The sequence below is a fragment of the Streptomyces sp. NPDC048182 genome (assembly GCF_043202555.1).
Lineage (GTDB): Bacteria > Actinomycetota > Actinomycetes > Streptomycetales > Streptomycetaceae > Streptomyces.
The window spans coordinates 518,255-538,524 of the sequence record NZ_JBIDAQ010000002.1 but is presented as its reverse complement, the minus strand read 5'-3'; the positions used below and the strand labels follow the sequence as shown (position 1 = coordinate 538,524).

The following is a 20,270-nucleotide window of genomic DNA, read 5'->3' as shown; positions in this document are numbered from 1 at the left end:
AGGCTTTCCGTGTGATCTTCAAGCGCATCGGAAACGGCCGGCCGTACCCCGACCACGGCCGGGAGAGCACCCGGCAGTGGGCGGACGTCGCGCCGCGCCCGGTCCGCCTCGATCAGCTCGTCACGACCAAGGGGCAGCTGGACCTGGAGACCCTCCTCGCCGAGGACTCCACCTTCTACGGCGACCTGTTCGCGCACGTCGTGAAGTGGCAGGGCGACCTCTATCTGGAGGACGGCCTGCACCGGGCGGTGCGGGCGGCGCTCCAGCAGCGACAGGTGCTGCACGCGCGCGTCCTCGAACTGGGCTGACCGCCCGGCCGACCACCCCGGTGACAGGGGGCGGTGACGGGGGCGTTGACCCTTTCGGGTGGGATCGCGGCCGTCCTCGGAAGGTCACGTGATCATCTAATAGGCATCGCCGCCGAGGGGCATTACGCTGCGCACATGAGCATGCTGACTCCGCCCGGCATGGGCGGCCAGTACCGCATCACGGGGGACAAGTTCCCGCGGATGCGACCGGCCCGGCGCCGCGGCAGGCTCGCGTTCGTCGCAGTGGCCTGCGTCGCCGTCCTGACGGTCCTCGGCTGGGGCACCTGGCAGCTCATCGGCGTCTTCACCGGCGGGGACGAGGCGGTGGCCGCCACCGGGAAGTGCCGGCCCGGCGCCACGCAGGCCCGGGCCAGTGCCGCGCCCGCCGCGGCGGCCGTGCCGAAGCCCGGCCAGGTCACCGTCAACGTCCTCAACGCCACCACCCGCAAGGGCCTCGCGCAGCAGACCGCCGACGAGCTGAAGAAGCGCGGGTTCCGGATCGGCGAGGTGGGCAACGCGCCCAAGGACCTGGACAAGAAGGTCCGCGGCTCCGGGGTGCTGCTCGGCCCGGCCGCGTCGGTCAAGAGCACGCTGCCGGTGCTCGGCGCCCAACTGCCCGCCGCCGAACGCCGCACCGACGCCGCGCGCAAGGGTGCGGCCGTCGACCTGGTCATCGGCGACGGGTTCAAGGGCCTGGCGAAGCCGGCCGACGCCACCGCGGCGCTGGCCCGCCTGAGCGCCCCGCGCGAGGCGGAGGCAGCGGCGGCCAAGGGCTGCTAGGCGCCCCCGGGGGCGGGTCGGCTCAGGCAACCGTGAGCACGATCTTGCCCCGGATGTGCCCCCGCTCCGCGCGCCGGTGCGCCGCCCGCGCGTCCTCCAGCGCGAAGGTGCTGTCGACGGCGACCCGGATCGTGCCCGCGTCGGCCAGGCGCCCCAGTTCGGCCAGCTGAGCGCCGCTCGAGCGCACCTGCGTACCGGTGACGGTGACGCCCCGTTCCGCGTTCTCCGCGTCGTCGAACTCCCCGAAGTACACCGGGTGCAGGGCGCCGCCGCGCCTGACGGCGGGCAGGAAGCGCCGGCTGGCGGGGCCGCCGACGACGTCCAGCACGACGTCGGCGTCCCGGACGACGTCCTCGGGGCGCCGCTCGGTGTAGTCGATGAACTCGTCGGCGCCCAGACCGCGCAGGAACGCCTCGTGGGCGCCGGAGGCCACGGCGATGACGCGGGCCCCCTTCCACTTGGCCAGCTGCACGGCGAGGTGGCCCACGCCCCCGGCGGCGCCGTTGACCAGCACCGTGGTGCCGGGGCCGAGGGCGGGGGGCCGGTGCGGGGCCTCCTGGAACGGGGAGGGGTGGTCGTGCCCGAGCTCGATCAGGTACTGCCACGCCGTCAGCCCCGACATGGGCAGCGCGGCGGCGTGCACGTGGTCGACGGAGGCCGGCTTGCGGGCGAGGTCGGAGGCGGGCGCGGCGACGTACTCGGCGTAGGCGCCGCTCTGCATCAGGACGGGGAAGCGCAGCAGGCCCACCACCTCGTCGCCGGCCGCGAGGCCGCGGACGCCGGCGCCGACGGCCGCCACGTCACCGGAGACGTCGGTGCCCGGGACCAGGGGCAGGTCGAACGGGGGCCTGAACTCCTCGGGAATGCCGGGCATCCCCTCACGCACGTACCAGTCGGGCGGGTTGAGGCCGACCGCGTGCACGCGGACGAGCACCTCGCCCGGCGCCGGTACCGGGACCGGCACCTCCTCGTGCCGCAGCACCTCGGGGCCGCCGAACTCGTGCAGCCGGATCGCCTTCATCGTGTGCGTCGGCATCGCTTTCCTCCTGCTCGCGGTGGGGGATACGCTTCCGGTTCAGCGATCCACATAAGTGGACCACTGATCCGAATATATGGATCAGTGGTCCACTTGGTCAAGTGAGGGAAGCGAGGGAGCCGGGATGCGGGCCGACGCGCAGAGGAACCGCGACCACCTGCTCGCCGTGGCGGGCGCCATCGTCGTCGAGGAGGGCGTCGACGTGTCGATGCGCGACATCGCGCGCCGGGCCGGGGTGGGGCTCGCGACGCTGCTGCGGCACTTCCCGACGCGCGAGGCGCTCCTCGAAGCCCTGCTCCGTACGAGCTTCGAGGAACTGACGGCCAGGGCGAGTGCGCTGGAGGCGTCGGACGCGGCCCGGGAGGCGCTCGTCTCGTGGGTGCGCGAGTGCGTGGCGTGGACGACGGAGTACCGGGGGGCGACGGAGCTGATGGCGGCCGCGATCGACGAACCGGGGTCCGCCCTGCACGCCTCGTGCGTCACCCTGCGCGCGGCCGGTGCCCGGCTGCTCGTCCGGGCCCAGGCCGCGGGCGAGGCGCGGGGCGACCTCGACGGCGACGACCTGTTCGCGCTGATCGCCATGCTCGCCTGGGCCGGCGACCAGCCCGCGCTCGCGCCCCGCGCCGAGCACCTCTTCGACGTGGTCGCGAGCGCCGTCCTGACGGGCGCGGGGGGCCGGTAGGACGGGCCCGCGGGCCGCGCGTCGGTTACTCGGCCGCCCCGTACATGCGGTCGCCCGCGTCGCCGAGGCCCGGCACGATGTAGCCCTGCTCGTTGAGGTGCTCGTCGACCGAGGCCGTCACGACCGTCACCGGGGTGCCGGCCAGCTCGCGCTCCATCAGCTCGACGCCCTCGGGGGCGGCCAGCAGGACCACGGCCGTCACGTCGTCGGCGCCGCGCTTGATCAGCTCCTGGATCGAGGCGACCAGGGTGCCGCCGGTGGCGAGCATCGGGTCCAGGACGTAGACCTGGCGCCCGGAGAGGTCCTCCGGCATGCGGGTGGCGTAGGTGTGGGCCTGGAGCGTCTCCTCGTTCCGGACCATGCCGAGGAAGCCGACCTCGGCGGTCGGCAGCAGCCGGACCATGCCGTCCAGCATGCCGAGGCCGGCCCGCAGGATCGGCACGACCAGGGGGCGCGGGTGGGAGAGCTTGACGCCCGTGGTCCGGGCGACCGGCGTCTGGATGTCGACCAGCTCGGTGCGCACGTCGCGCGTGGCCTCGTAGGCGAGCAGGGTGACCAGTTCGTCGGCGAGCCGGCGGAAGGTCGGGGAGTCGGTGCGCTGGTCGCGCAGGGTGGTGAGCTTGTGGGCGACCAGGGGGTGGTCGACGACGTGGAGACGCATGTCCCCCACAGTAACCGGGCCCCGCGGCACCGGCGGCCCCGCGGTTCGCGGACGTTCGAAGCGCCCGGTCGGGGGAAGGCGGGAGGGACGGACGCGGGGTGGTGAGACGGTGCCTGACCGGGACTTCCACGACACGCCGTCCCCGGACGACGACCCGGGGACACGGCGCACATCGCGACGCGGACGCGCCACGCGAGCACCCTCGGACGAGCGCGCGCCGGGCAGGAAGGCGGACGGCGGGGGCAGGCCCCGTACCGGCCGGACACCCCGCACGCAGACCGCTCCGGACATCGAGGCACGGCCCGGCGAACCCCGTACGAAGACGCCTCCCGGCACGGACCCGCCGCGGCGGCGCGGCCGGAGGCAGGACCCGGACTCCCGAAACGGCATCGAGGCGCAGATGGAGACACGGCAGGAGCCGACCCGACGACGCGGACAGGGCCAGCCCACCGCATCCCGCACCCGAACGGGCCGCCGCCGCCCACCGGCCGCCCAGGACCCCGCTCCGACACCGGCCGCCGACACCGGCCCTGTGACCGACCCGGAGCCCGCCCCCCGACCCGACCCCGGCCGCACCCCCGAGACCGGGACCACCCCGGGGACCGCGCCGCGACCCAGGCCCGAGACCGTGAGCGACCCGGAGACCGCACCGCGACGCGGGCCCGACCAGGCCACTGACCCCGGAACCGACCCGGAGCCGGCCCGGCGACGCGCCCCCGGCCGCACCCCCGACTCCCGCAGCCGAACGAGCCGCCGCCGCACACCCGCCGAAGGCCCCGACCCGATGACCGACACCGACTCCGGCACGGACCCCGGGACCGACACGGATCCCGGGACCGTGGCCGACCCGGAATCCGCCCGGCGACGCGCCCCCGACCCGCGCCGCCGACGCGCACCGGGTCAGGAGGCGGACCGGGTGGCGGACCCGGGGACGGACACCGGCACCGGCACCGAGTCCGCGCGGCGGCGCAGGCCGGGGCGGGGGCCCGTCGACGAGGGCCAGCCGCGGCTGATCGGGGGGCTGACCCCGGACACCGGGCCGGAGACCGAGTCCGAGCGGCGGCGCCGCAGGGCGCAGTTCCTGCGCGACCTCGCCGAGGCGCGCCAGCTGCGGGACCGCGTCCAGCCGCGCCGCGCCAAGACCGCCCGACTCCGCCACGCGATGCGGATGCGCACCTTCCGCTGGTGACCGGCGACGGAGCCGACGCCCACCCCGGGACGCCCCCCAGGTGACAGCCGGGCGCGGCACGCCCACCGGCGGACGCGGGTGGCGTGCGAAGGCGCGTACGATCCGGACGTGGCGGCGACGAACGCGGGCGAAAGTGCCGGACACAGGGCGCGGAAGACGTCCCCTGTGCGCCTCGTTTCTGCCACGATTCCGAGTGGGTGGGGCTCGGCGCACCGCGCTCCCCCGCCCGCAGCCTCCGCCGGGGGGACCCCCAACCGGCACACCTAGGACCAGTGGGAGAGTCACGGTGTACTTCGCCGCACTGCTCGCGCGCACCGAAGACGGGTGGAAAGCGAGCGACACGGAACTCGACGATGTGGAGACCCTCTCGGACCTGGCCGACCTGGCCCGGGAGGCATCCACGGACGACGACACGGTGCTCGTGCTGATCGAACAGGAGGACGCGTGGTTCGGCGTCGTCCGCCTGGACGGCGAGGACGACCCGCGCATCTACGTCTCCGACGCCGCCGCGGCCGCCCGCAGCAGCTACGGGGAGATCCTGCTCACCGACGAACTGCTCGGCCGCGACCCCGACGGGGACGACGACCTCGACGCCCTCGACCTCGACGGCACCGAGGACGGCGAACCGGACGAGGACGCCGACGACGAGGAGGGCGGCGGCGCGGGCACCGGCACCGCCGACTCCGCCGTGCCGCACGGCCCGGTCGGCGACGCCGAGGTCCTGGACGACCTCGGCGTGACCGAGAAGGAGCTGCGCGCGCTGTCCGGCGACGCCGTCGGCGAGATCGCCGAGGCCCTCGGCGCCTCCGACGTCCTGGAGACCGTCCGCTGAGCGAGCCGCCCGACGCCATCAGCCCGCCCGACCCCGTCCGCGACCCCTGGCGGGACGCCGTACGGCTCGCCCTGGCCGAGGCCGGGCGGGCCGTGCCCGGCGGGGACGTCCCCGTCGGCGCCGTCGTGCTCGGCCCGGACGGCCGCACCGTCCTCGCCACCGGGCACAACGAACGCGAGGCCACCGGCGACCCGACCGCCCACGCCGAGGTGCTGGCACTGCGGCGGGCCGCCGCGGCGCTCGGCACCTGGCGGCTGGCCGGCTGCACCCTCGCCGTCACCCTGGAGCCGTGCACGATGTGCGCGGGCGCGCTGGTCCTAGCCCGGGTCGACCGGGTCGTCTACGGCGCCCGGGACGACAAGGCGGGCGCGGCCGGCTCCCTCTGGGACGTCGTCCGCGACCGCCGCCTCAACCACCGCCCCGAGGTGATCGAGGGCGTCCTCGCCGAGGAGTGCGCCCGGCAGCTCACGGCCTTCTTCCGCGACCGCTGAACCGATTTCCAGGCACGCTGGAGCGTGCTGTAAGGTCTCCCTCGGTAGCGTGTCCGAGCGGCCGAAGGAGCTCGCCTCGAAAGCGAGTGTGGCGCAAGTCACCGAGGGTTCAAATCCCTCCGCTACCGCTTGAGAAGGGCCCCGTCGAGAGACGGGGCCCTTCGTGCGATCATGTCCGACCGACAGGCAGGCATCGGTGGGACAGGGGAGGCCGCGGTGGCGGTGAACACGAAGAAGGTCGCCGTCTACGTACTCGTGGTCTTCGCGCTGTACGTGATCATCACGGACCCGGCCAAGGCCGCCGACTACGTACAGATAGGTTTCCAGGGGATCTCCGACGCGGCGGGCGCCGTGGGCGACTTCATGACCTGGGCCGCCAACGGAGGAAAATGATGATCCGCCACCTGGTGCTCTTCAAGCTGAACGAGGGCGTCGAGCGCGACGACCCGCGCGTCGAGCGGGGCGTGGCCGCGTTCCGGGCGCTCGGCGGGCAGATCGAGGAGCTGCGGTTCTGGGAGTGCGCCTGGAACATCAGCGACCGGCCCATCGCCTACGACTTCGCCATCAACTCGGCCGTCGACGACGCCGACGCCCTCACCCGCTACCTGGAGCACCCCGCCCACCAGGCCGGCGTCGGCCTGTGGCGCGAGTTCGCCACCTGGGTGATCGCCGACTACGAGGTCTGACGGCTGGAGCCGCCGTAATCCCCGGAAACGGACAAATCATCCTCAACAATCCCCAACACGGCGTTATGGGGTGCTTGCACACAGTGCACATGTCTTGTGATGCTATGACCGCTTTTGACGGATGAATTGACGGGTGCACTGACGGCTGAGGGGACGGACCACGAGGTGGAGTTGACCGTGCCGGCAGCCAGTACCCCTCCGCAAGCACCACCCGCCCAAGCTGCACCGGCCCAGGCCGCGCCCCCTCAGGCCGCGCCCCCTCAGGCCGCGCCCCAGCGCAGCAGCCGGGGCGCCGACACCCGGGCCCTCACCCAGGTGCTCTTCGGCCGGCTCAAGGGGCTCACGCCGGGCACGCCGGAGCACGACCGGGTGCGCGCGGCGCTCATCGAGGCCAACCTCCCGCTGGTGCGCTACGCCGCCGCCCGCTTCCGCTCCCGCAACGAGCCGATGGAGGACGTCGTCCAGGTCGGCACCATCGGCCTGATCAACGCCATCGACCGCTTCGACCCGGACCGGGGCGTGCAGTTCCCGACCTTCGCGATGCCCACCGTGGTCGGCGAGATCAAGCGGTACTTCCGCGACAACGTCCGCACCGTGCACGTACCGCGCCGGCTGCACGAGCTGTGGGTGCAGGTCAACAGCGCGACCGAGGACCTGACGACGGCGTTCGGGCGCTCCCCCACGACCGCCGAGATCGCCGAGCGGCTGCGCATCACCGAGGAGGAGGTGCTGAGCTGCATCGAGGCGGGGCGCTCGTACCACGCCACCTCCCTGGAGGCCGCCCAGGAGGGCGACGGGCTGCCCGGGCTGCTCGACCGGCTCGGTTACGAGGACCCCGCGCTCGACGGCGTCGAGCACCGCGACCTGGTCCGCCACCTCCTCGTCCAGCTCCCCGAGCGCGAGCAGCGCATCCTGCTGCTCCGCTACTACAGCAACCTCACCCAGTCGCAGATCAGCGCCGAGCTGGGCGTCTCCCAGATGCACGTCTCCCGGCTCCTGGCGCGCAGCTTCCAGCGGCTGAGATCCGCGAACCGCATCGACGCCTGAGCGCGGCCCGGGAAGCGAAAACACGAGCGAGCGGTCACCTCGGAGAGCGAATCGCTCACCTGGGATGTTGCGGGCCGGCGCGACCTGAAGGAACGTCACACCCCCTTCTTCCAGGGGGTTTTCGTGTCTCACATGTCGACAAGTCACTACAGCGCGTTGCCGACATGTGACATTCTGCCGGAAGCGCGTTTGCCGGAGCCCCGGTTCCGGTAATTCAGGTGAAGGCTGCGTTCCCGACATGGGGGACGCGAGCCACGACCGTCCCGCGACCCAAAGGGGGTGGCATGTCCGCAGACCAGGGCAGCTCGAAGGTGCTCGCGCTCGCGGAGAGCGAGACCGCGTCCGAGGCGCTCGACGCGCTCGGCACCGTCATCGACGACATCCCGACGCTCGAGGCCGTCCCGGCCCAGCCCGCCGCCCCGGCGGCGGAGGCCATGGCGGCCCCGGGGGTCATCGACACCCGCACCCTGTCCCGCTCCCTGTTCCTGCGGCTCGCCACGCTCGGCGAGGACAGCCCCGAGCGCGGCTACGTCCGCGACACCCTCATCGAGCTGAACCTCCCGCTGGTGCGCTACGCCGCCGCCCGCTTCCGCTCGCGCAACGAGCCGATGGAGGACATCGTCCAGGTCGGCACCATCGGCCTGATCAAGGCGATCGACCGCTTCGACTGCGAGCGCGGGGTGGAGTTCCCGACCTTCGCGATGCCGACGGTCGTGGGCGAGATCAAGCGGTTCTTCCGGGACACCTCCTGGTCGGTGCGGGTCCCGCGCCGCCTCCAGGAGCTGCGCCTGGCGCTGACCAAGGCGAGCGACGAGCTGTCGCAGAAGCTGGACCGCTCCCCGACCGTCGCCGAGCTGGCCGCCGTGCTCGGCGTCTCCGAGGAGGACGTGGTCGACGGCCTCGCGGTCGGCAACGCCTACACCGCCTCCTCGCTGGACTCCCCGGCCCCGGAGGACGACGGCGGCGAGGGCTCGCTCGCGGACCGGCTCGGCTACGAGGACACGGCCCTGGAGGGCGTGGAGTACCGCGAGTCCCTCAAGCCGCTCCTTGCCAAGCTGCCGCCCCGGGAGCGGCGGATCATCATGCTGCGCTTCTTCGCCAACATGACCCAGTCGCAGATCGGCGAGGAGGTCGGCATCTCGCAGATGCACGTCTCCCGGCTGCTCACCCGCACGCTGTCCCAGCTGCGCGAGGGCCTCATCTCCGACTGAGCCGACCGAACCGGACCCCCGCGCCGCCTCCCCGGTGGCCTGCCCGCGCGTGCTACTTCAGCGCCAGCCAGGCCACCGCCGCGACGATCACCACGGCGACGACGACGCCGATGATCAGGCCGACGCGCGGCCCGGAGGAGGCGGGGGACGAGGCGGCCGCCGCCGCCCGCGGGGACTGCGGGGCGCCCTCGTCCACGAACGCGCGGAACATCTGGGTGCTGCCGGCGGGGTCGTAGTTGCCCTGGGGGCCCTGGTTGTCAGTCATGCCCCGAGACCCTAGCGAATCCACGGGCCCCGCCCAAGTGCGGGGCCCACGGCACCCGTTACTTGCCTTTACTAACTTTTTGCGCCGCCGGCCCTCCGTTTGTTTGCCTTCAGCAACCAAGCAGTCTTATGGTTGCCCTAAGCAACGAATACGGGAGGTGGGATGGCCGAGCAGGCGCAGTTCGAGGAGCTGGCCCGTCAGCTCAGCGCCGTCGGAGCCGTGAAGCGGGACATGGGGCGGATCCTGCCGCCCGACTGCCCGGCCGGCTCCGCGGCCGTGCTGACCCTGCTCGGCCGCCACGGCGACATGCGCATGAGCAGGCTCGCGGAGCTGCTCGCCGTGGACATGTCCGTGACCAGCCGGCACGTCGCACACGTCGCCGCCCGCGGCTGGATCGAGCGGCACCCGGACCCCGCGGACAAGCGCTCGCGCATCCTGCGCCTGACGGCCGAGGGCCTGGAGCAGGTCGACGAGCTGTCCCGCCGGACCACGCGGCTGCTCGCCGAGCGCCTCGCGGACTGGACCGACGACGAGGTCGGCCAGCTGATCGGGCTGATGACCCGCCTGCGCGCGTCCTTCGGCGACTGCCGCTCGGCGCCGCTCCGGCCGCCCACTCCCGTGTTCGAAGAGACCACCCGTACACCCGCAAGCACGTAAGAAAAGGAAGCCCATGGCAACGACCACACCAGCCGGTGTGCGGGCCCACGCCAAGCACGGGGGAGGCTCCCACGGCGGCTCCCACGGCGACGCCCCGATGACGCACCGGCAGATCATGGAGGCCCTGTCCGGGCTGCTGCTCGGCATGTTCGTGGCGATCCTGTCGTCCACGATCGTCTCCAACGCCCTGCCGCACATCATCGGCGACCTCGGCGGCGGCCAGTCCGCCTACACCTGGGTCGTCACCGCCGCCCTGCTGTCGATGACCGCGGCCACCCCCCTGTGGGGCAAGCTCGCCGACCTGTACAGCAAGAAGGCGCTCGTCCAGATAGCCCTGGTCATCTACGTGGTCGCCTCCATGGCGGCCGGCCTGTCGCAGAACCCGGGCATGCTCATCACCTTCCGGGTGTTCCAGGGCATCGGCGTCGGCGGCCTCTCCGCCCTGGCGCAGATCGTGATGGCCGCGATGATCTCCCCGCGCGAGCGCGGCCGGTACTCCGGCTACCTCGGCGCCACCTTCGCCGTCGCCACCGTCGGCGGCCCGCTGCTCGGCGGTGTCATCACCGACACCTCGTGGCTGGGCTGGCGCTGGTGCTTCTACGTCGGCGTGCCCTTCGCGATCATCGCCCTGATCGTCCTGCAGAAGACCCTGCACCTGCCCGTGGTCAAGCGGGACGTCAAGGTCGACTGGGGCGGCGCGACCCTCATCGCCGCCGCCGTCTCCCTGCTGCTCGTCTGGGTCACCTTCGCCGGTGACAAGTACGACTGGGTCTCCTGGCAGACCTACGCGATGGTCGGCGGCTCGATCGTCCTCGGCCTGCTCTTCGTCCTGGTCGAGTCCAAGGCGAGCGAGCCGATCATCCCGCTGCGCCTGTTCAAGAACCGCACGATCACGCTGGCCTCGCTGGCCTCGCTCTTCGTCGGCATCGCTATGTTCTCCGGCACCGTCTTCTTCAGCCAGTACTTCCAGCTGGCCCGGGACAAGTCCCCGACCATGTCGGGCGTCATGACCATCCCGATGATCGGCGGCCTGTTCGTCTCCTCGACCGTCTCCGGCCAGTTCATCACCCGCACCGGGCGCTGGAAGGCGTGGCTGGTCAGCGGCGGCGTCCTGGTCACGGCCGGCCTGCTGCTGCTCGGCGGCATCCGGTACGACACGGACTACTGGAAGATGGCCATCTTCATGGCCCTGCTGGGTCTCGGCATCGGCATGATGATGCAGAACCTGGTGCTCGCCACGCAGAACCAGGTGGCCCCCTCCGACCTCGGCTCGGCCAGCTCCACGGTGACCTTCTTCCGCTCCCTCGGCGGTGCGGTCGGCGTCTCGGCGCTCGGCGCGGTGATGTCCCACAAGATCACCGACTACGTCAAGGACGGCGTCGCCGCCCTCGACCCGAAGTACCAGGCCGCGATGGCCGGCTCCGGTTCCACGGACACCATCCCGGACATGGACAAGCTGCCGGCCCCGATCCGGAACCTGATGGAGAGCGCCTACGGGCACGGCATCGCCGACGTCTTCCTGATCGCCGGCTGCCTCGCCGCCCTCGCCTTCGTGATCACCCTGTTCATCAAGGAGGTCCCGCTGCGCACCAAGGGCGCGCTGGCCCAGTCCGCCGAGGGCGAGGCCCCGGTGACCGACCCGGCCGCCACGCCGACGGTCGCCGAGGCGCAGACCCCGGCGCAGGGCATGGCCCAGGCGCAGGCCCCGGCGCCCGTCGCCGAGCCGGTCCCGGCCGCCGTGGCCGCCGGCCCGGCGCAGGGCACCGACACCGCGACCCAGCGGCTCGGTGCGGTCGCGAGCACCGGCGCCGGTGACACGGCCCCGCTCCCCGGCGGCATCGCGGTGCGCGGCTTCGTCCGCGGCGCCGAGTCCGCCCCGGTCCCGCAGGCCGCCGTCACGCTGATCTCGCTCGGCGGCCGGCAGCTGGGCCGCTCGGTCGCCCAGGCCGACGGCTCCTACGCGGTCGACGCGCCCGGCACCGGGTCGTACGTCCTGATCGCCTCCGCCGACGGCTTCCAGCCGCAGGCGTCCACGGTCGTCGTCGGCGACGAGCCGGTCGCCTTCGACATCCTGCTCAGCGGCACCAGCGGGCTGACCGGCCTGGTGCGCGCCGCGGAGAACGGGCTGCCGGTGAAGGACGCGATGGTCATCGTCACCGATGTGCGCGGGGACCTGCTGGCCACCGCCGCCACCGGTGAGCAGGGCGAGTTCGCCCTCGCCGAGCTGGTGCCCGGCACCGTGACCGTCGCGGTCAACGCCGCCGGCTACCGGCCGCGCGCGCTGCCCGTCGAGGTGGGCGGCACCGGGGTCACCCGGGTCGAGGTCGACCTCCAGTCGGGCGCGCAGGTCCAGGGCGCGGTGCGCGCGCCGCACGGTCCGCTGGCCGACGCCCGCGTGACGCTGGTCGACCAGGCCGGCAACGTGGTCGGCAGCGCCACCACCGGGACGGACGGGGCGTACGCCTTCACCGACCTGGACGCCGGCGAGTACACCGTCATCGCGACCGGCTACCCGCCGGTGGCCACCGCCCTGACGGTGACCGGCCAGGGCGTCGACGGGCACGACATCGACCTCGCCCACCCCGGCGAGTGACGGCGTAGCCCGACCACCGAGAACCCCGGCCCGTGGCGGCCCGCGCGCTCTGAGCGGAGGCGCGCCACCGCCACGGGCCGGTCTCGTTCACGGCCTCACGACCATTTTCTGAGTTCGAGTCTTTGCAGGGAGAAAACGGGATGGGACTGACCGGACTGACCGCGAGGATCCGCACCCGGGACGGCTGGGCCGTCTCGCACGCCGTCGTCACGGTGACCGACATGACCGGCGCGCAGGTGCTGCGCGCCGAGGCCGACGCCGAGGGCGCGGTGCGGGACGCGACACCGCTGGCGCCGGGGGCGTACACCGTCATCGTCACCGCCGTGGGCTACGCGCCCGCCGCCTCCAGCGCGCTCGTCACCGCGAGCGGCCGGGCCGAGGTCGGTACGGTGACGCTGGCCCGCCAGGGCGGCACCGAGCTGCCGCCGCCGGGGCCGTGGACCATCGACCCGGCGCACTCCAGCGTCGCCGCGGTCGCCCAGCACCTGGGCATCTCCAGCGTGCACGGCCGGTTCACGGAGTTCGCCGGCCTGGTGGAGATCGCGCCGGACGACGTCGCCAAGTCCCGGGTGGAGGCGGTCATCAAGGCGGCCTCCGTCGACACCGGCAACGGCATGCGCGACACGCACCTGCGCTCGGCGGACTTCCTGGACGTCGAGCGGTACCCGGAGATCACCTTCCGGTCCACCGGCGTCACCCAGGCGCCGGGCTCCGACCGCTGGACCGTCCACGGCGAGCTGGGCCTGCACGGCGTGCTCCGCCAGGTCGACCTGGACCTCGCCTACCTCGGCACCGGCGCCGACCCCTGGGGCGGCACCCGGGCGGCCTTCCGGGCCACCACCGAGCTGCGGCGCGAGGACTTCGCCATGAACTACAACCAGGTCCTCCAGGCCGGCATCGCCGCCATCGGCACGACCCTGCGGGTGGAGCTGGACATCCAGGCGGTGCAGGGGGACTCACTCCCCGCCGCGTGAGCCGCCCTTCGCGGTGACCTGGGCCACCAGGTCCTGGCACAGGTCCCGCAGCTTGATGTTGGAGTCCTGCGAGACGCGGCGCAGCCGCTCCATCGCGTCCTGGGCGTCGATGCGCTCGCGCGCCATCAGGATGCCGATCGCCTGGTCGATGATGCTGCGGGAGATCAGGGCGGTGCGCACGTCCGCCGTCGAGGCACGCTGCCGCTCGATGCGCAGGGCCTCGTTGACGGCGCCGGCGACCCGGTCCGCGAAGGACCGGGCCGCCTCGTGCGCGCCGGACAGGGAACCGGGCTCCAGGCCGTAGAGGTTGACGGCGGCGCCCGCCCCGCCCTCCACGGCCAGCGGCAGCGCCAGCACGCAGCGCACCCCCGTGGTCAGCGCGTACTGCGTGTACGCCGGCCAGCGGGTCTCGGTGACCAGGTCGGGCGCGTACTGCTCGCATCCGGTGTCGGCGGCGTCCACGCAGGGGCCCGCGCCGTTCTCGTACTGCCTGAGGTCCAGGCCGCTGGGCAGCCCCGTGCTGCCCGCCAGCGTCATCAGCCGCGCGCCGCGGCGCACCGTCAGCGAGCACGCGGCGGCGCCGGGCACCTCCGTCACCGCACGGTCGGTCAGATCGCGCAGCAGCGTGTCGATGCCCCCGCTGCGCGCCATGGCGTGGTCGAGGGTGTCCGGCGTCTGCGAACTCATGCGGTACGGATTACCCGTGGGCGCCCATCGACGCCCCCGCCGGGCCTATTCAGCGCCCCGCGCTCCCTCCCGCGTGGTTCGCGTCCACCAGGCGGCGGGCCAGGTCGCGCAGTTTCACGTTCTCCCGCTGCGAGGCCCTGACCAGGGACTCGAAGGCGCCGGCCGCGTCGATGCCCAGGCGTTCCATCAGGATGCCGGTGGCCTGGCCGATGAGGTCCCGGGTGCGCATCGCCTCGGTGAGCTGCTCGCGCACGGTCGTGGAGTCCAGGGCGAGGCCGACGTGCTCGGTGAACAGCCGGCCGATGCGGGCGGCGTCGTCGTCGAAGGCGCGCGGGGCGCGGGCGTAGGCGGTCAGCACGGTCAGCCGGCGCCGGTCGGCGCGCAGCCGCAGGGACAGCGCGGAGCGCAGGCCGAGGCCGGCGAGGGCGGTGCCGGCACCGTCGGCCTCGCTGTCCTCTATCCGCACCACCGGGGTGGTCCACAGCCGCTCCCAGTCCGGGTGCGGCTCGCGGGCCTCGTCCTCGGGCGCGGTCTCGGCGGAGCGCACCACCTCGTCGGTCCAGGCGAGCGTCCGACTGCGGCTGCCGCGTTCGATCTCGGAGATGCCGGCGTGCTCGGCGCCGGGCAGCAGGCGTACCGCCAGCTCGGCCGCGGCGCGCAGGGTGTTGTCCGGGGTGCCCGTGTCGTGCAGATCCCGAGCCGCGGCGGTCAGGGCCTCGGCCAGCTCGAAGCCCGCCGGAAAACGCGGCAAATCGGTAAATTCGGACGCAGCCACCACGAACCTCTTCGGCGTGCACGGCCAACCGACCGCGCGCAGGAGAGCTCCGCAGCACATTCCCGACTGCGAGCACAGGACGGTCAGCACTCTAGCTGCTCCGTTGTGCGCCGGTGACGCCCGCCCGACGTACCCGTGGAGCGCCTTTCGCCGCCCGGCGCCGACATGATGAAATGGGGGCCGGGTCAGGAAGCGGCCTTGCCGGAAGCCGGACGAACGTCTGCCAGGTGAATCCTTGACCTTCCTCCCGAATCCCAGCGACCCGGGCGCGGCGCCGCCCGACTGCGTCGTGCTCGCGCTGCCCGCGGAGCTCGATTTCTGCAACGCCATGGGGCTGCTGCCGCTGATCATGGCGGCGGTGCGGGCCCGCGCTGACGCGCGCACCCTCGTCCTCGACCTCACCACCACGCACTTCATGGACTCCCAGGGCGTCCGCCTCCTCGACGAGGTCGCCCTGCGCCTGCCCGGCCGGGTCCGGCTGCGGGTCGCGGCGGACCCGGAGGGCGTGACGACCCGCGTCCTGGAACTGACCGGCCTGCGCCGGGACGTGCCGGTGTACGACAGCCTGGCGGAGGCGGTGCGGCCGGGGGAGGCGATGTCGTTCGGGCCGCGGGGGTAGCGGGGCCGGCGGTGCTTCGGGCAGCGGAGGTGGCGGGGCTTCGGTCGGCGGGGCCGGCGGTGGGGGGTCGGTCGCGGGGCCGGGCCGGGCTACGGGGCTAGGGTGGGGGCATGGCACCTCGTACCGCGACCAACACCCGTGTCTCCCTGGAAGAGTTGCTGGAGTTCGTCCGGCCCCGGCACCGGGCGATCCTGCTGACCCGGCGCGGCGACGGCGGCCCCCAGGGCTCCCCGCTGACCTGCGGGGTCGACGGCTCGGGCCGGATCGTCGTCTCGACCTACCCCGAGCGGGCCAAGACCCGCAACGCCCGGCGGGACGCCCGGGTCTCCCTGCTCGTGCTCAGCGACGACTGGGACGGGCCCTGGGTCCAGATCGACGGCACGGCCGAGGTCATCGACGCGCCCGACTCGGTGGAACCGCTCGTGGACTACTACCGGGCCATCTCCGGGGAGCACCCCGACTGGGACGAGTACCGTCAGGCGATGGTGCGGCAGGGCAAGTCGATCCTGCGCATCGAGCCCGAGCGGTGGAGCCCGGTGGCCACCGGCGGGTTCCCGGCGCGGCTGACGGGGGACGCGGACTGAGCCGCCCGCTCAGCCCCGCTCCACCATCGCCTCGATCCCCGCGACCAGCAGGTCCAGGGCGAAGGCGAAGTCCCGCTCCATCATCTCCCCCACCGTGTCCCCGCCCCGCGCGTCCATGAGATCCCGCGACTCCTCGATGACGCCGTCGGTGTCGGGCGTCCCGCTCACCGCGCTCATGGCGTGCCGGAAGTAGTCGTCGGGGCTCAGCCCGGTGTCCGCCGCGCGGGTGAGGAAGTGCCCCTCGATCGTCCCGTAGCCGTAGACGAACTGGAAGACGGCGGAGATCGCGCCGGTCACGCCGTGCGCGGGCAGGCCGGTGCGGCGCAGCACCCGCTGCACCCTGCGGGCGAAGACCAGCGCGTTGGGGCCGATGTTGAGGTACGCGCCGATCAGCGGGGACAGCCAGGGGTGGCGCACCAGCAGCGCGCGGTTCTCCCGGGCCAGCGCGCGCAGCTCGGTGCGCCAGTCCTCGTCGGCCTCCTCCGGGCCGCGCAGGCGCAGTTCGCCGTGGACGGCGTCCAGGGCGAGCTCCAGCAGCTCGTCCTTGGTGTCGACGTACCAGTAGACGGACATCGCCGTGACGTCCAGCTCGGCGGCGAGGCGGCGCATGGAGAACTTCGCCAGCCCCTCGGCGTCGAGGAGCCGCACGGTGGCCTCGGTGATCCGGCGCCGGTCGAGGCCGGACGGCTGCGCGCCCCCTCGCCGGCCGCCGCGCCGCTCCCGGCTCTCCCGGTCGACCAGCCAGACGCTGTCCCGGGGCCCGGGTCGGCCGCCCTCCGTCGCCATGCGCACCTCTGCCTCTCGTTGCCTGTGCGGCTCCACGCCGGTCTGCCCGTGGGGCTCCACGCCGGTGCCGGCCGGGTCGGTCAGACCGGGCGCGGCTCCGTCTCCGGCGTCTCCGCGACCCCCGGCGTCTTCGAGTCTGCCCCCTGTGCCCGGTGCAGCAACGCCGCAGCGACGAGACCGCCGGCCAGCACCGCCGCCGCCCCCACCAGCTGGCTGGCCTGGAGCCCCGAGGAGTACGCGGCCACGATCCGCCCCCGCTCGCCCGCGCCGTCCGCCGCGGCCAGCGCCGCCGGCAGCGAGGCCGCCGCCACCGGGACCAGCGCCGCGAACCGGGAGTTGAGCACCGCGCCGAGCACGGCCACCCCGAGCCCGTTGCCGAACTCCGCGAGCGTGCCGTTGATCCCGGCGCCGACGCCCGCCTTGGCCGGCGGTATCGCGCTCATGATGGCGTGCGCCATCGCCGGGTTGGCGAGCGCGCACCCCGCGCCGATCAGCAGCAGGCCGAGCAGGGTGCCGGCGTAGCCCTGCCCGGTCAGCGTGGCGACGGCCACCAGGCCGGCCGACATCAGCACCATGCCCAGCAGCACCGCCCGCGGCGTGCCGAGCCGGGCGAGCCAGCGGGCGGACAGCCCGGTGAAGTTCAGCAGCACCACCGACAGGGCGAGCGGGGCGGTGCGCAGGCCGGCCTCCAGGGGCCCGTAGCCGAGGACGAACTGGAGGTGCTGGGTGAGCAGGAACAGCGCGCCGCCCATGCCGAAGGTGATCAGCACGGCGCCGGCCACCGCGCCGGTGAAGCGCCGGTCGCGGAAGAAGTCGAGGTCGAGCATGGGGTGGGGGACGCGGGTCTCCCAGTACGCGAAGAGCGCGAGGACGGCGAGGGCGCCGGCCGCGGTGAGCAGTACCCGGGGGGAGGTCCAGCCGTGGGCGGGGCCGGAGATGATCGCGTAGACCAGGCCGCCCATGCCGACGGTCGACAGCACGGCGCCCAGCGGGTCGGGCCGTTCGCCGCGCCCGCCGCGCGACTCGGGGACCAGGACCACCACGGCGACCAGGCCGAGGGCCACGACCGGCAGGTTGACCAGGAAGACGGCACCCCACCAGAAGTGGTCGAGCAGGAAGCCGCCGATCAGCGGGCCGCCCGCGAACCCGAGCGCGTTGACCGCGCTCCAGACGCCGATCGCCTTCGGCAGTTCGCCGGCCGGGAAGACCTGCATGACGACGGCGAGCGTGGTGGTGAGCAGCAGCGCGCCGCCGACCCCCATCCCGGCCCGCGCGGCGATCAGCTCCCGGACGCCGTCCGCGAGCCCCGCGGCCAGCGAGCCCGCGCCGAACAGCACGAGCCCGGCGAGCAGCATCTTCTTCCTGCCGTACCGGTCGGCGGCGCTGCCCGCGGTGAGCAGGAGGCCGGACTGGACGAGGGCGTAGGCGTTGACCATCCACTGGATGTCGGAGGTGGCGGCGTGCAGCTCGGCGGTGAGCGAGGGGATCGCCACGTTGAGCACGGTGTTGTCGAGCACGACCGTCAGCTGGGTGAGGCTGATGACGGCGAGGATGAGCCAGCGGCGGGGGTGGGGGCGCGGGTGGGGTCCGGGGGCCATGCCGTACACCGTATAGCTGAACCTGTACGCCGTACAGGCAGCGCCTCCCGCCGCCCGCGGATCAGGAGGGCCTGATCAGATACCCGGCCCCCCGCCGGGTGTGGATCATCGGCGCCCGGCCGGCGTCGATCTTCTTGCGCAGGTAGGAGACGTACAGCTCGACCACGTTCTCCGGCCGGCCGCCGAAGCCGTGGGACCACACCCGGTCCAGGATCTGCGCCTTGCTCAGCACCCGGCGCGGATGGCGCATCAGGAAGCGCAGCAGCTCGAACTCGGTGGAGGTCAGCCGGATCCCGACGCCGCCCCGGGCGACCTCGCGGCTGTCCTCGTCGAGGGTGAGGTCGCCGACGGTGAGCAGGGTCCCCGGCCGCCGACCGGTCACGGCGCCCGCGCGGCTGACCAGGCCGTGCAGCCGGCCGACGACCTCCGCCGTGCGGAAGGGCTTGCCGACGCAGGCGTCCCCGCCGGCGGTCAGCCCGGCGACCCGGTCCCCTGCGGGGCGCGCGGACCGCCCACCCGTCAGGAACAGCACCGGCACACCGGGCAGTTCGCGGCGCAGCCGCCCGAAGAGGCTCAGGCCGTCGAGGTCCGGCAGCTGCATGTCCAGGACGACGACGTCGGGCCGGAACTCCCGCGCCGCCCGCACGGCCCCGGCGGCGTCCGCCGCGCCGCGCAGCCGCCAGCCCTCGGGACGCACGGCACGGGAGAGCCGCGCGGCGACGGAGGGCTCAGCGTCCACGACCAGTACGCGGACGGCGGTCTGCCGAGGAGTCGTCGGGCGCGAGGTCGTCGTGGTCGTACCGGTCGTGGTCATATCGGCACGATGGCGGGGCGGTGTGAGAACGGGCTTGCGCGAAGCTGTGAATCCCCTGAGAAACGGGGGGTGTCTCGGCGGACGGAGGCTCAGACCAGCCCGAACAGCCGGGCCCCGTTGTCATGGCACACCGCCCGCAGCCAGCCCTCCCCCAACCCCAGCCGTTCGAGCGCGAGCAACTGCTCGACGTACGGATACGGGATGTTGGGGAAATCCGTCCCCAACAGCACCCGGTCACCGACCGCGGCGAGCCGGGGCAGCGCCCGGCGCGGGAAGGGCGCGAAGCGGTCGCCGAAGTCGGTGAACACCATGGTGGTGTCGAGGCGCACCTCGCCGTACCGCTCCGCGAGGCCCAGGAAGTCCTCGTACTCGGGCAGCCCGAGGTGCGCGACGACCAGCCGCAGCCGGGGGTGCCGGGCCAGCACCCGGGCGACGGGCCCCGGCCCGGTGTGCTTGCCGGGCGCAGGACCCGACCCGCAGTGCATCACCACCGGGACGCCCGCCTCGGCCAGCAGCCCCCAGACCGGGTCGAGCAGCTCGTCGGCCGGGTCGTACGCCCCCACCTGCACGTGCGCCTTGAAGACCCGGGCCCCCGACTCGACGGCCCGGCGGACACAGCCCTCGGCGCCCGGCTCGGGGAAGAGGGTGGCGGTGTGCAGGCAGTCGGGGGTGCGGCGGGCGAAGTCGGCGGCCCAGCCGTTGAGCCACTCGGCCATGCCGGGCTTGTGCGGGTACAGCATGGCGGTGAAGGCCCGCACGCCGAACGCCCGCAGCAGGGCGACCCGTTCGTCCTCGTCGGCGCGGTAGGTGATCGGCCACGCGATGCCGTCCTTCGGCTCGCTCAGGGCGTCGAAGTACTCCCACACCTTGCGCAGGACGCGCTCGGGCATGAAGTGGGTGTGCACGTCGACGAGCCCGGGCAGCCCGAGCCCCTCCCAGAACCGCCGCACCCGCTGAACCTCGCTCATGCGGCCCACGATCACCCGCGCCCCGGC

At 73.6% G+C, this 20,270-nt stretch carries 24 protein-coding genes and 1 tRNA gene; 16 read left to right on the top strand and 9 right to left on the bottom strand.

The window, feature by feature from the left end; all coding sequences use genetic code 11:
* The first annotated feature begins 11 nt into the window (after window positions 1-11).
* A complete protein-coding gene (locus ACGFZL_RS05565; protein ID WP_003955420.1) occupies window positions 12-308 on the top strand; it encodes a type II toxin-antitoxin system VapB family antitoxin in 297 nt (98 codons plus the stop codon).
* Between the two features lie 159 nt (window positions 309-467).
* Window positions 468-1,088, top strand: a complete 621-nt coding sequence (locus tag ACGFZL_RS05560) for a LytR C-terminal domain-containing protein (RefSeq protein WP_393689616.1) — start codon at window positions 468-470, stop codon at window positions 1,086-1,088.
* A 22-nt stretch (window positions 1,089-1,110) separates the two neighbouring features.
* Here ACGFZL_RS05560 and ACGFZL_RS05555 read toward each other — a convergent pair whose 3' ends face one another.
* The gene (locus ACGFZL_RS05555; RefSeq protein WP_393689473.1) at window positions 1,111-2,124 is read right to left on the bottom strand and encodes an NADP-dependent oxidoreductase; all 1,014 of its coding nucleotides are present in this window, start codon (window positions 2,122-2,124) and stop codon (window positions 1,111-1,113) included.
* A 124-nt stretch (window positions 2,125-2,248) separates the two neighbouring features.
* Here ACGFZL_RS05555 and ACGFZL_RS05550 point away from each other — a divergent pair, with 124 nt between their 5' ends.
* On the top strand, window positions 2,249-2,806 hold the full coding sequence (locus ACGFZL_RS05550) for a TetR/AcrR family transcriptional regulator (RefSeq protein ID WP_393689471.1): 558 nt from the start codon (window positions 2,249-2,251) through the stop codon (window positions 2,804-2,806).
* A 25-nt stretch (window positions 2,807-2,831) separates the two neighbouring features.
* Here ACGFZL_RS05550 and upp read toward each other — a convergent pair whose 3' ends face one another.
* Window positions 2,832-3,467, bottom strand: a complete 636-nt coding sequence (gene upp, locus ACGFZL_RS05545) for a uracil phosphoribosyltransferase (RefSeq protein WP_355168550.1) — start codon at window positions 3,465-3,467, stop codon at window positions 2,832-2,834.
* A gap of 784 nt (window positions 3,468-4,251) precedes the next feature.
* On the opposite strand from upp, the gene ACGFZL_RS05540 reads away from it, so the two are divergent.
* The 8 genes from ACGFZL_RS05540 to ACGFZL_RS05505 all read left to right on the top strand — a co-directional run bounded on the left by ACGFZL_RS05540 (window position 4,252) and on the right by ACGFZL_RS05505 (window position 8,923).
* Complete coding sequence (locus ACGFZL_RS05540; RefSeq protein WP_393689468.1) at window positions 4,252-4,656, top strand: hypothetical protein; 405 nt, start codon at window positions 4,252-4,254, stop codon at window positions 4,654-4,656.
* Between the two features lie 286 nt (window positions 4,657-4,942).
* Window positions 4,943-5,488 (top strand): hypothetical protein, encoded by a 546-nt coding sequence (locus ACGFZL_RS05535; RefSeq protein WP_393689466.1) that lies wholly within the window; start codon window positions 4,943-4,945, stop codon window positions 5,486-5,488.
* The gene (tadA, locus tag ACGFZL_RS05530; protein ID WP_355168701.1) at window positions 5,485-5,979 is read left to right on the top strand and encodes a tRNA adenosine(34) deaminase TadA; all 495 of its coding nucleotides are present in this window, start codon (window positions 5,485-5,487) and stop codon (window positions 5,977-5,979) included. Before ACGFZL_RS05535 ends, tadA begins: the two co-directional genes overlap by 4 nt.
* Before the next feature lie 43 nt (window positions 5,980-6,022).
* Window positions 6,023-6,107: transfer RNA gene (locus tag ACGFZL_RS05525), tRNA-Ser, on the top strand.
* Window positions 6,108-6,195: 88 nt separating this feature from the next.
* Window positions 6,196-6,372, top strand: coding sequence for a hypothetical protein (locus tag ACGFZL_RS05520; RefSeq protein WP_393689464.1), 177 nt, complete (start codon window positions 6,196-6,198; stop codon window positions 6,370-6,372).
* On the top strand, window positions 6,372-6,665 hold the full coding sequence (locus ACGFZL_RS05515; protein WP_355168699.1) for a Dabb family protein: 294 nt from the start codon (window positions 6,372-6,374) through the stop codon (window positions 6,663-6,665). The genes ACGFZL_RS05520 and ACGFZL_RS05515 overlap by 1 nt, the downstream gene beginning before the upstream one ends.
* A 138-nt stretch (window positions 6,666-6,803) precedes the next feature.
* On the top strand, window positions 6,804-7,712 hold the full coding sequence (locus ACGFZL_RS05510; protein ID WP_393689614.1) for an RNA polymerase sigma factor SigF: 909 nt from the start codon (window positions 6,804-6,806) through the stop codon (window positions 7,710-7,712).
* A 284-nt stretch (window positions 7,713-7,996) separates the two neighbouring features.
* The gene (locus ACGFZL_RS05505; RefSeq protein ID WP_393689461.1) at window positions 7,997-8,923 is read left to right on the top strand and encodes an RNA polymerase sigma factor SigF; all 927 of its coding nucleotides are present in this window, start codon (window positions 7,997-7,999) and stop codon (window positions 8,921-8,923) included.
* Between the two features lie 52 nt (window positions 8,924-8,975).
* On the opposite strand, the gene ACGFZL_RS05500 is transcribed toward ACGFZL_RS05505, so the two are convergent.
* Entirely contained in the window at window positions 8,976-9,188 is a 213-nt protein-coding gene (locus ACGFZL_RS05500) for a hypothetical protein (RefSeq protein WP_355168542.1), read from the bottom strand.
* 162 nt (window positions 9,189-9,350) lie between these two features.
* Between ACGFZL_RS05500 and ACGFZL_RS05495 the strand changes: the two genes are divergently transcribed.
* From ACGFZL_RS05495 to ACGFZL_RS05485, 3 genes are all read left to right on the top strand, one after another.
* Window positions 9,351-9,845, top strand: coding sequence for a MarR family transcriptional regulator (locus tag ACGFZL_RS05495; RefSeq protein ID WP_355168540.1), 495 nt, complete (start codon window positions 9,351-9,353; stop codon window positions 9,843-9,845).
* 13 nt (window positions 9,846-9,858) lie between these two features.
* Window positions 9,859-12,438, top strand: coding sequence for an MFS transporter (locus ACGFZL_RS05490; RefSeq protein WP_393689459.1), 2,580 nt, complete (start codon window positions 9,859-9,861; stop codon window positions 12,436-12,438).
* 140 nt (window positions 12,439-12,578) lie between these two features.
* On the top strand, window positions 12,579-13,412 hold the full coding sequence (locus ACGFZL_RS05485) for a YceI family protein (RefSeq protein WP_355168536.1): 834 nt from the start codon (window positions 12,579-12,581) through the stop codon (window positions 13,410-13,412).
* On the opposite strand, the gene ACGFZL_RS05480 is transcribed toward ACGFZL_RS05485, so the two are convergent.
* Both ACGFZL_RS05480 and ACGFZL_RS05475 read right to left on the bottom strand, forming a co-directional pair.
* Window positions 13,395-14,099, bottom strand: coding sequence for an ANTAR domain-containing protein (locus ACGFZL_RS05480; RefSeq protein WP_393689456.1), 705 nt, complete (start codon window positions 14,097-14,099; stop codon window positions 13,395-13,397). The genes ACGFZL_RS05485 and ACGFZL_RS05480 overlap by 18 nt on opposite strands.
* A 49-nt stretch (window positions 14,100-14,148) precedes the next feature.
* Complete coding sequence (locus ACGFZL_RS05475) at window positions 14,149-14,850, bottom strand: ANTAR domain-containing protein (RefSeq protein WP_393689454.1); 702 nt, start codon at window positions 14,848-14,850, stop codon at window positions 14,149-14,151.
* Between the two features lie 259 nt (window positions 14,851-15,109).
* On the opposite strand from ACGFZL_RS05475, the gene ACGFZL_RS05470 reads away from it, so the two are divergent.
* Window positions 15,110-15,493 (top strand): STAS domain-containing protein, encoded by a 384-nt coding sequence (locus ACGFZL_RS05470; RefSeq protein ID WP_393689452.1) that lies wholly within the window; start codon window positions 15,110-15,112, stop codon window positions 15,491-15,493.
* A 110-nt stretch (window positions 15,494-15,603) separates the two neighbouring features.
* Window positions 15,604-16,077 carry a PPOX class F420-dependent oxidoreductase gene (locus tag ACGFZL_RS05465; RefSeq protein ID WP_393689450.1) on the top strand — a complete coding sequence of 158 codons (474 nt, stop codon included), beginning with the start codon at window positions 15,604-15,606 and terminating at the stop codon, window positions 16,075-16,077.
* 9 nt (window positions 16,078-16,086) lie between these two features.
* Here ACGFZL_RS05465 and ACGFZL_RS05460 read toward each other — a convergent pair whose 3' ends face one another.
* The 4 genes from ACGFZL_RS05460 to ACGFZL_RS05445 form a co-directional block, all read right to left on the bottom strand.
* Complete coding sequence (locus ACGFZL_RS05460) at window positions 16,087-16,863, bottom strand: TetR/AcrR family transcriptional regulator (protein ID WP_393689448.1); 777 nt, start codon at window positions 16,861-16,863, stop codon at window positions 16,087-16,089.
* Between the two features lie 80 nt (window positions 16,864-16,943).
* A complete protein-coding gene (locus ACGFZL_RS05455; RefSeq protein WP_393689446.1) occupies window positions 16,944-18,461 on the bottom strand; it encodes an MFS transporter in 1,518 nt (505 codons plus the stop codon).
* 61 nt (window positions 18,462-18,522) lie between these two features.
* Window positions 18,523-19,275: a response regulator transcription factor gene (locus ACGFZL_RS05450; protein ID WP_393689444.1), complete on the bottom strand. Its 753-nt coding sequence runs from the start codon at window positions 19,273-19,275 to the stop codon at window positions 18,523-18,525.
* Between the two features lie 89 nt (window positions 19,276-19,364).
* Entirely contained in the window at window positions 19,365-20,243 is an 879-nt protein-coding gene (locus ACGFZL_RS05445; RefSeq protein ID WP_393689442.1) for an amidohydrolase family protein, read from the bottom strand.
* Window positions 20,244-20,270 lie beyond the last annotated feature (27 nt).

Coding starts and splice junctions, on each gene's coding strand:
- ACGFZL_RS05560 (WP_393689616.1), top strand. CDS start 468: ATGGGCGGCCAGTACCGCATCACGGGGGACAAGTTCCCGCGGATGCGA.
- ACGFZL_RS05555 (WP_393689473.1), bottom strand. CDS start 2,124: ATGCCGACGCACACGATGAAGGCGATCCGGCTGCACGAGTTCGGCGGC.
- ACGFZL_RS05550 (WP_393689471.1), top strand. CDS start 2,249: ATGCGGGCCGACGCGCAGAGGAACCGCGACCACCTGCTCGCCGTGGCG.
- upp (WP_355168550.1), bottom strand. CDS start 3,467: ATGCGTCTCCACGTCGTCGACCACCCCCTGGTCGCCCACAAGCTCACC.
- ACGFZL_RS05540 (WP_393689468.1), top strand. CDS start 4,252: ATGACCGACACCGACTCCGGCACGGACCCCGGGACCGACACGGATCCC.
- ACGFZL_RS05515 (WP_355168699.1), top strand. CDS start 6,372: ATGATCCGCCACCTGGTGCTCTTCAAGCTGAACGAGGGCGTCGAGCGC.
- ACGFZL_RS05505 (WP_393689461.1), top strand. CDS start 7,997: ATGTCCGCAGACCAGGGCAGCTCGAAGGTGCTCGCGCTCGCGGAGAGC.
- ACGFZL_RS05500 (WP_355168542.1), bottom strand. CDS start 9,188: ATGACTGACAACCAGGGCCCCCAGGGCAACTACGACCCCGCCGGCAGC.
- ACGFZL_RS05495 (WP_355168540.1), top strand. CDS start 9,351: ATGGCCGAGCAGGCGCAGTTCGAGGAGCTGGCCCGTCAGCTCAGCGCC.
- ACGFZL_RS05490 (WP_393689459.1), top strand. CDS start 9,859: ATGGCAACGACCACACCAGCCGGTGTGCGGGCCCACGCCAAGCACGGG.
- ACGFZL_RS05485 (WP_355168536.1), top strand. CDS start 12,579: ATGGGACTGACCGGACTGACCGCGAGGATCCGCACCCGGGACGGCTGG.
- ACGFZL_RS05480 (WP_393689456.1), bottom strand. CDS start 14,099: ATGAGTTCGCAGACGCCGGACACCCTCGACCACGCCATGGCGCGCAGC.
- ACGFZL_RS05465 (WP_393689450.1), top strand. CDS start 15,604: ATGGCACCTCGTACCGCGACCAACACCCGTGTCTCCCTGGAAGAGTTG.
- ACGFZL_RS05460 (WP_393689448.1), bottom strand. CDS start 16,863: ATGGCGACGGAGGGCGGCCGACCCGGGCCCCGGGACAGCGTCTGGCTG.
- ACGFZL_RS05455 (WP_393689446.1), bottom strand. CDS start 18,461: ATGGCCCCCGGACCCCACCCGCGCCCCCACCCCCGCCGCTGGCTCATC.
- ACGFZL_RS05450 (WP_393689444.1), bottom strand. CDS start 19,275: ATGACCACGACCGGTACGACCACGACGACCTCGCGCCCGACGACTCCT.
- ACGFZL_RS05445 (WP_393689442.1), bottom strand. CDS start 20,243: ATGAGCGAGGTTCAGCGGGTGCGGCGGTTCTGGGAGGGGCTCGGGCTG.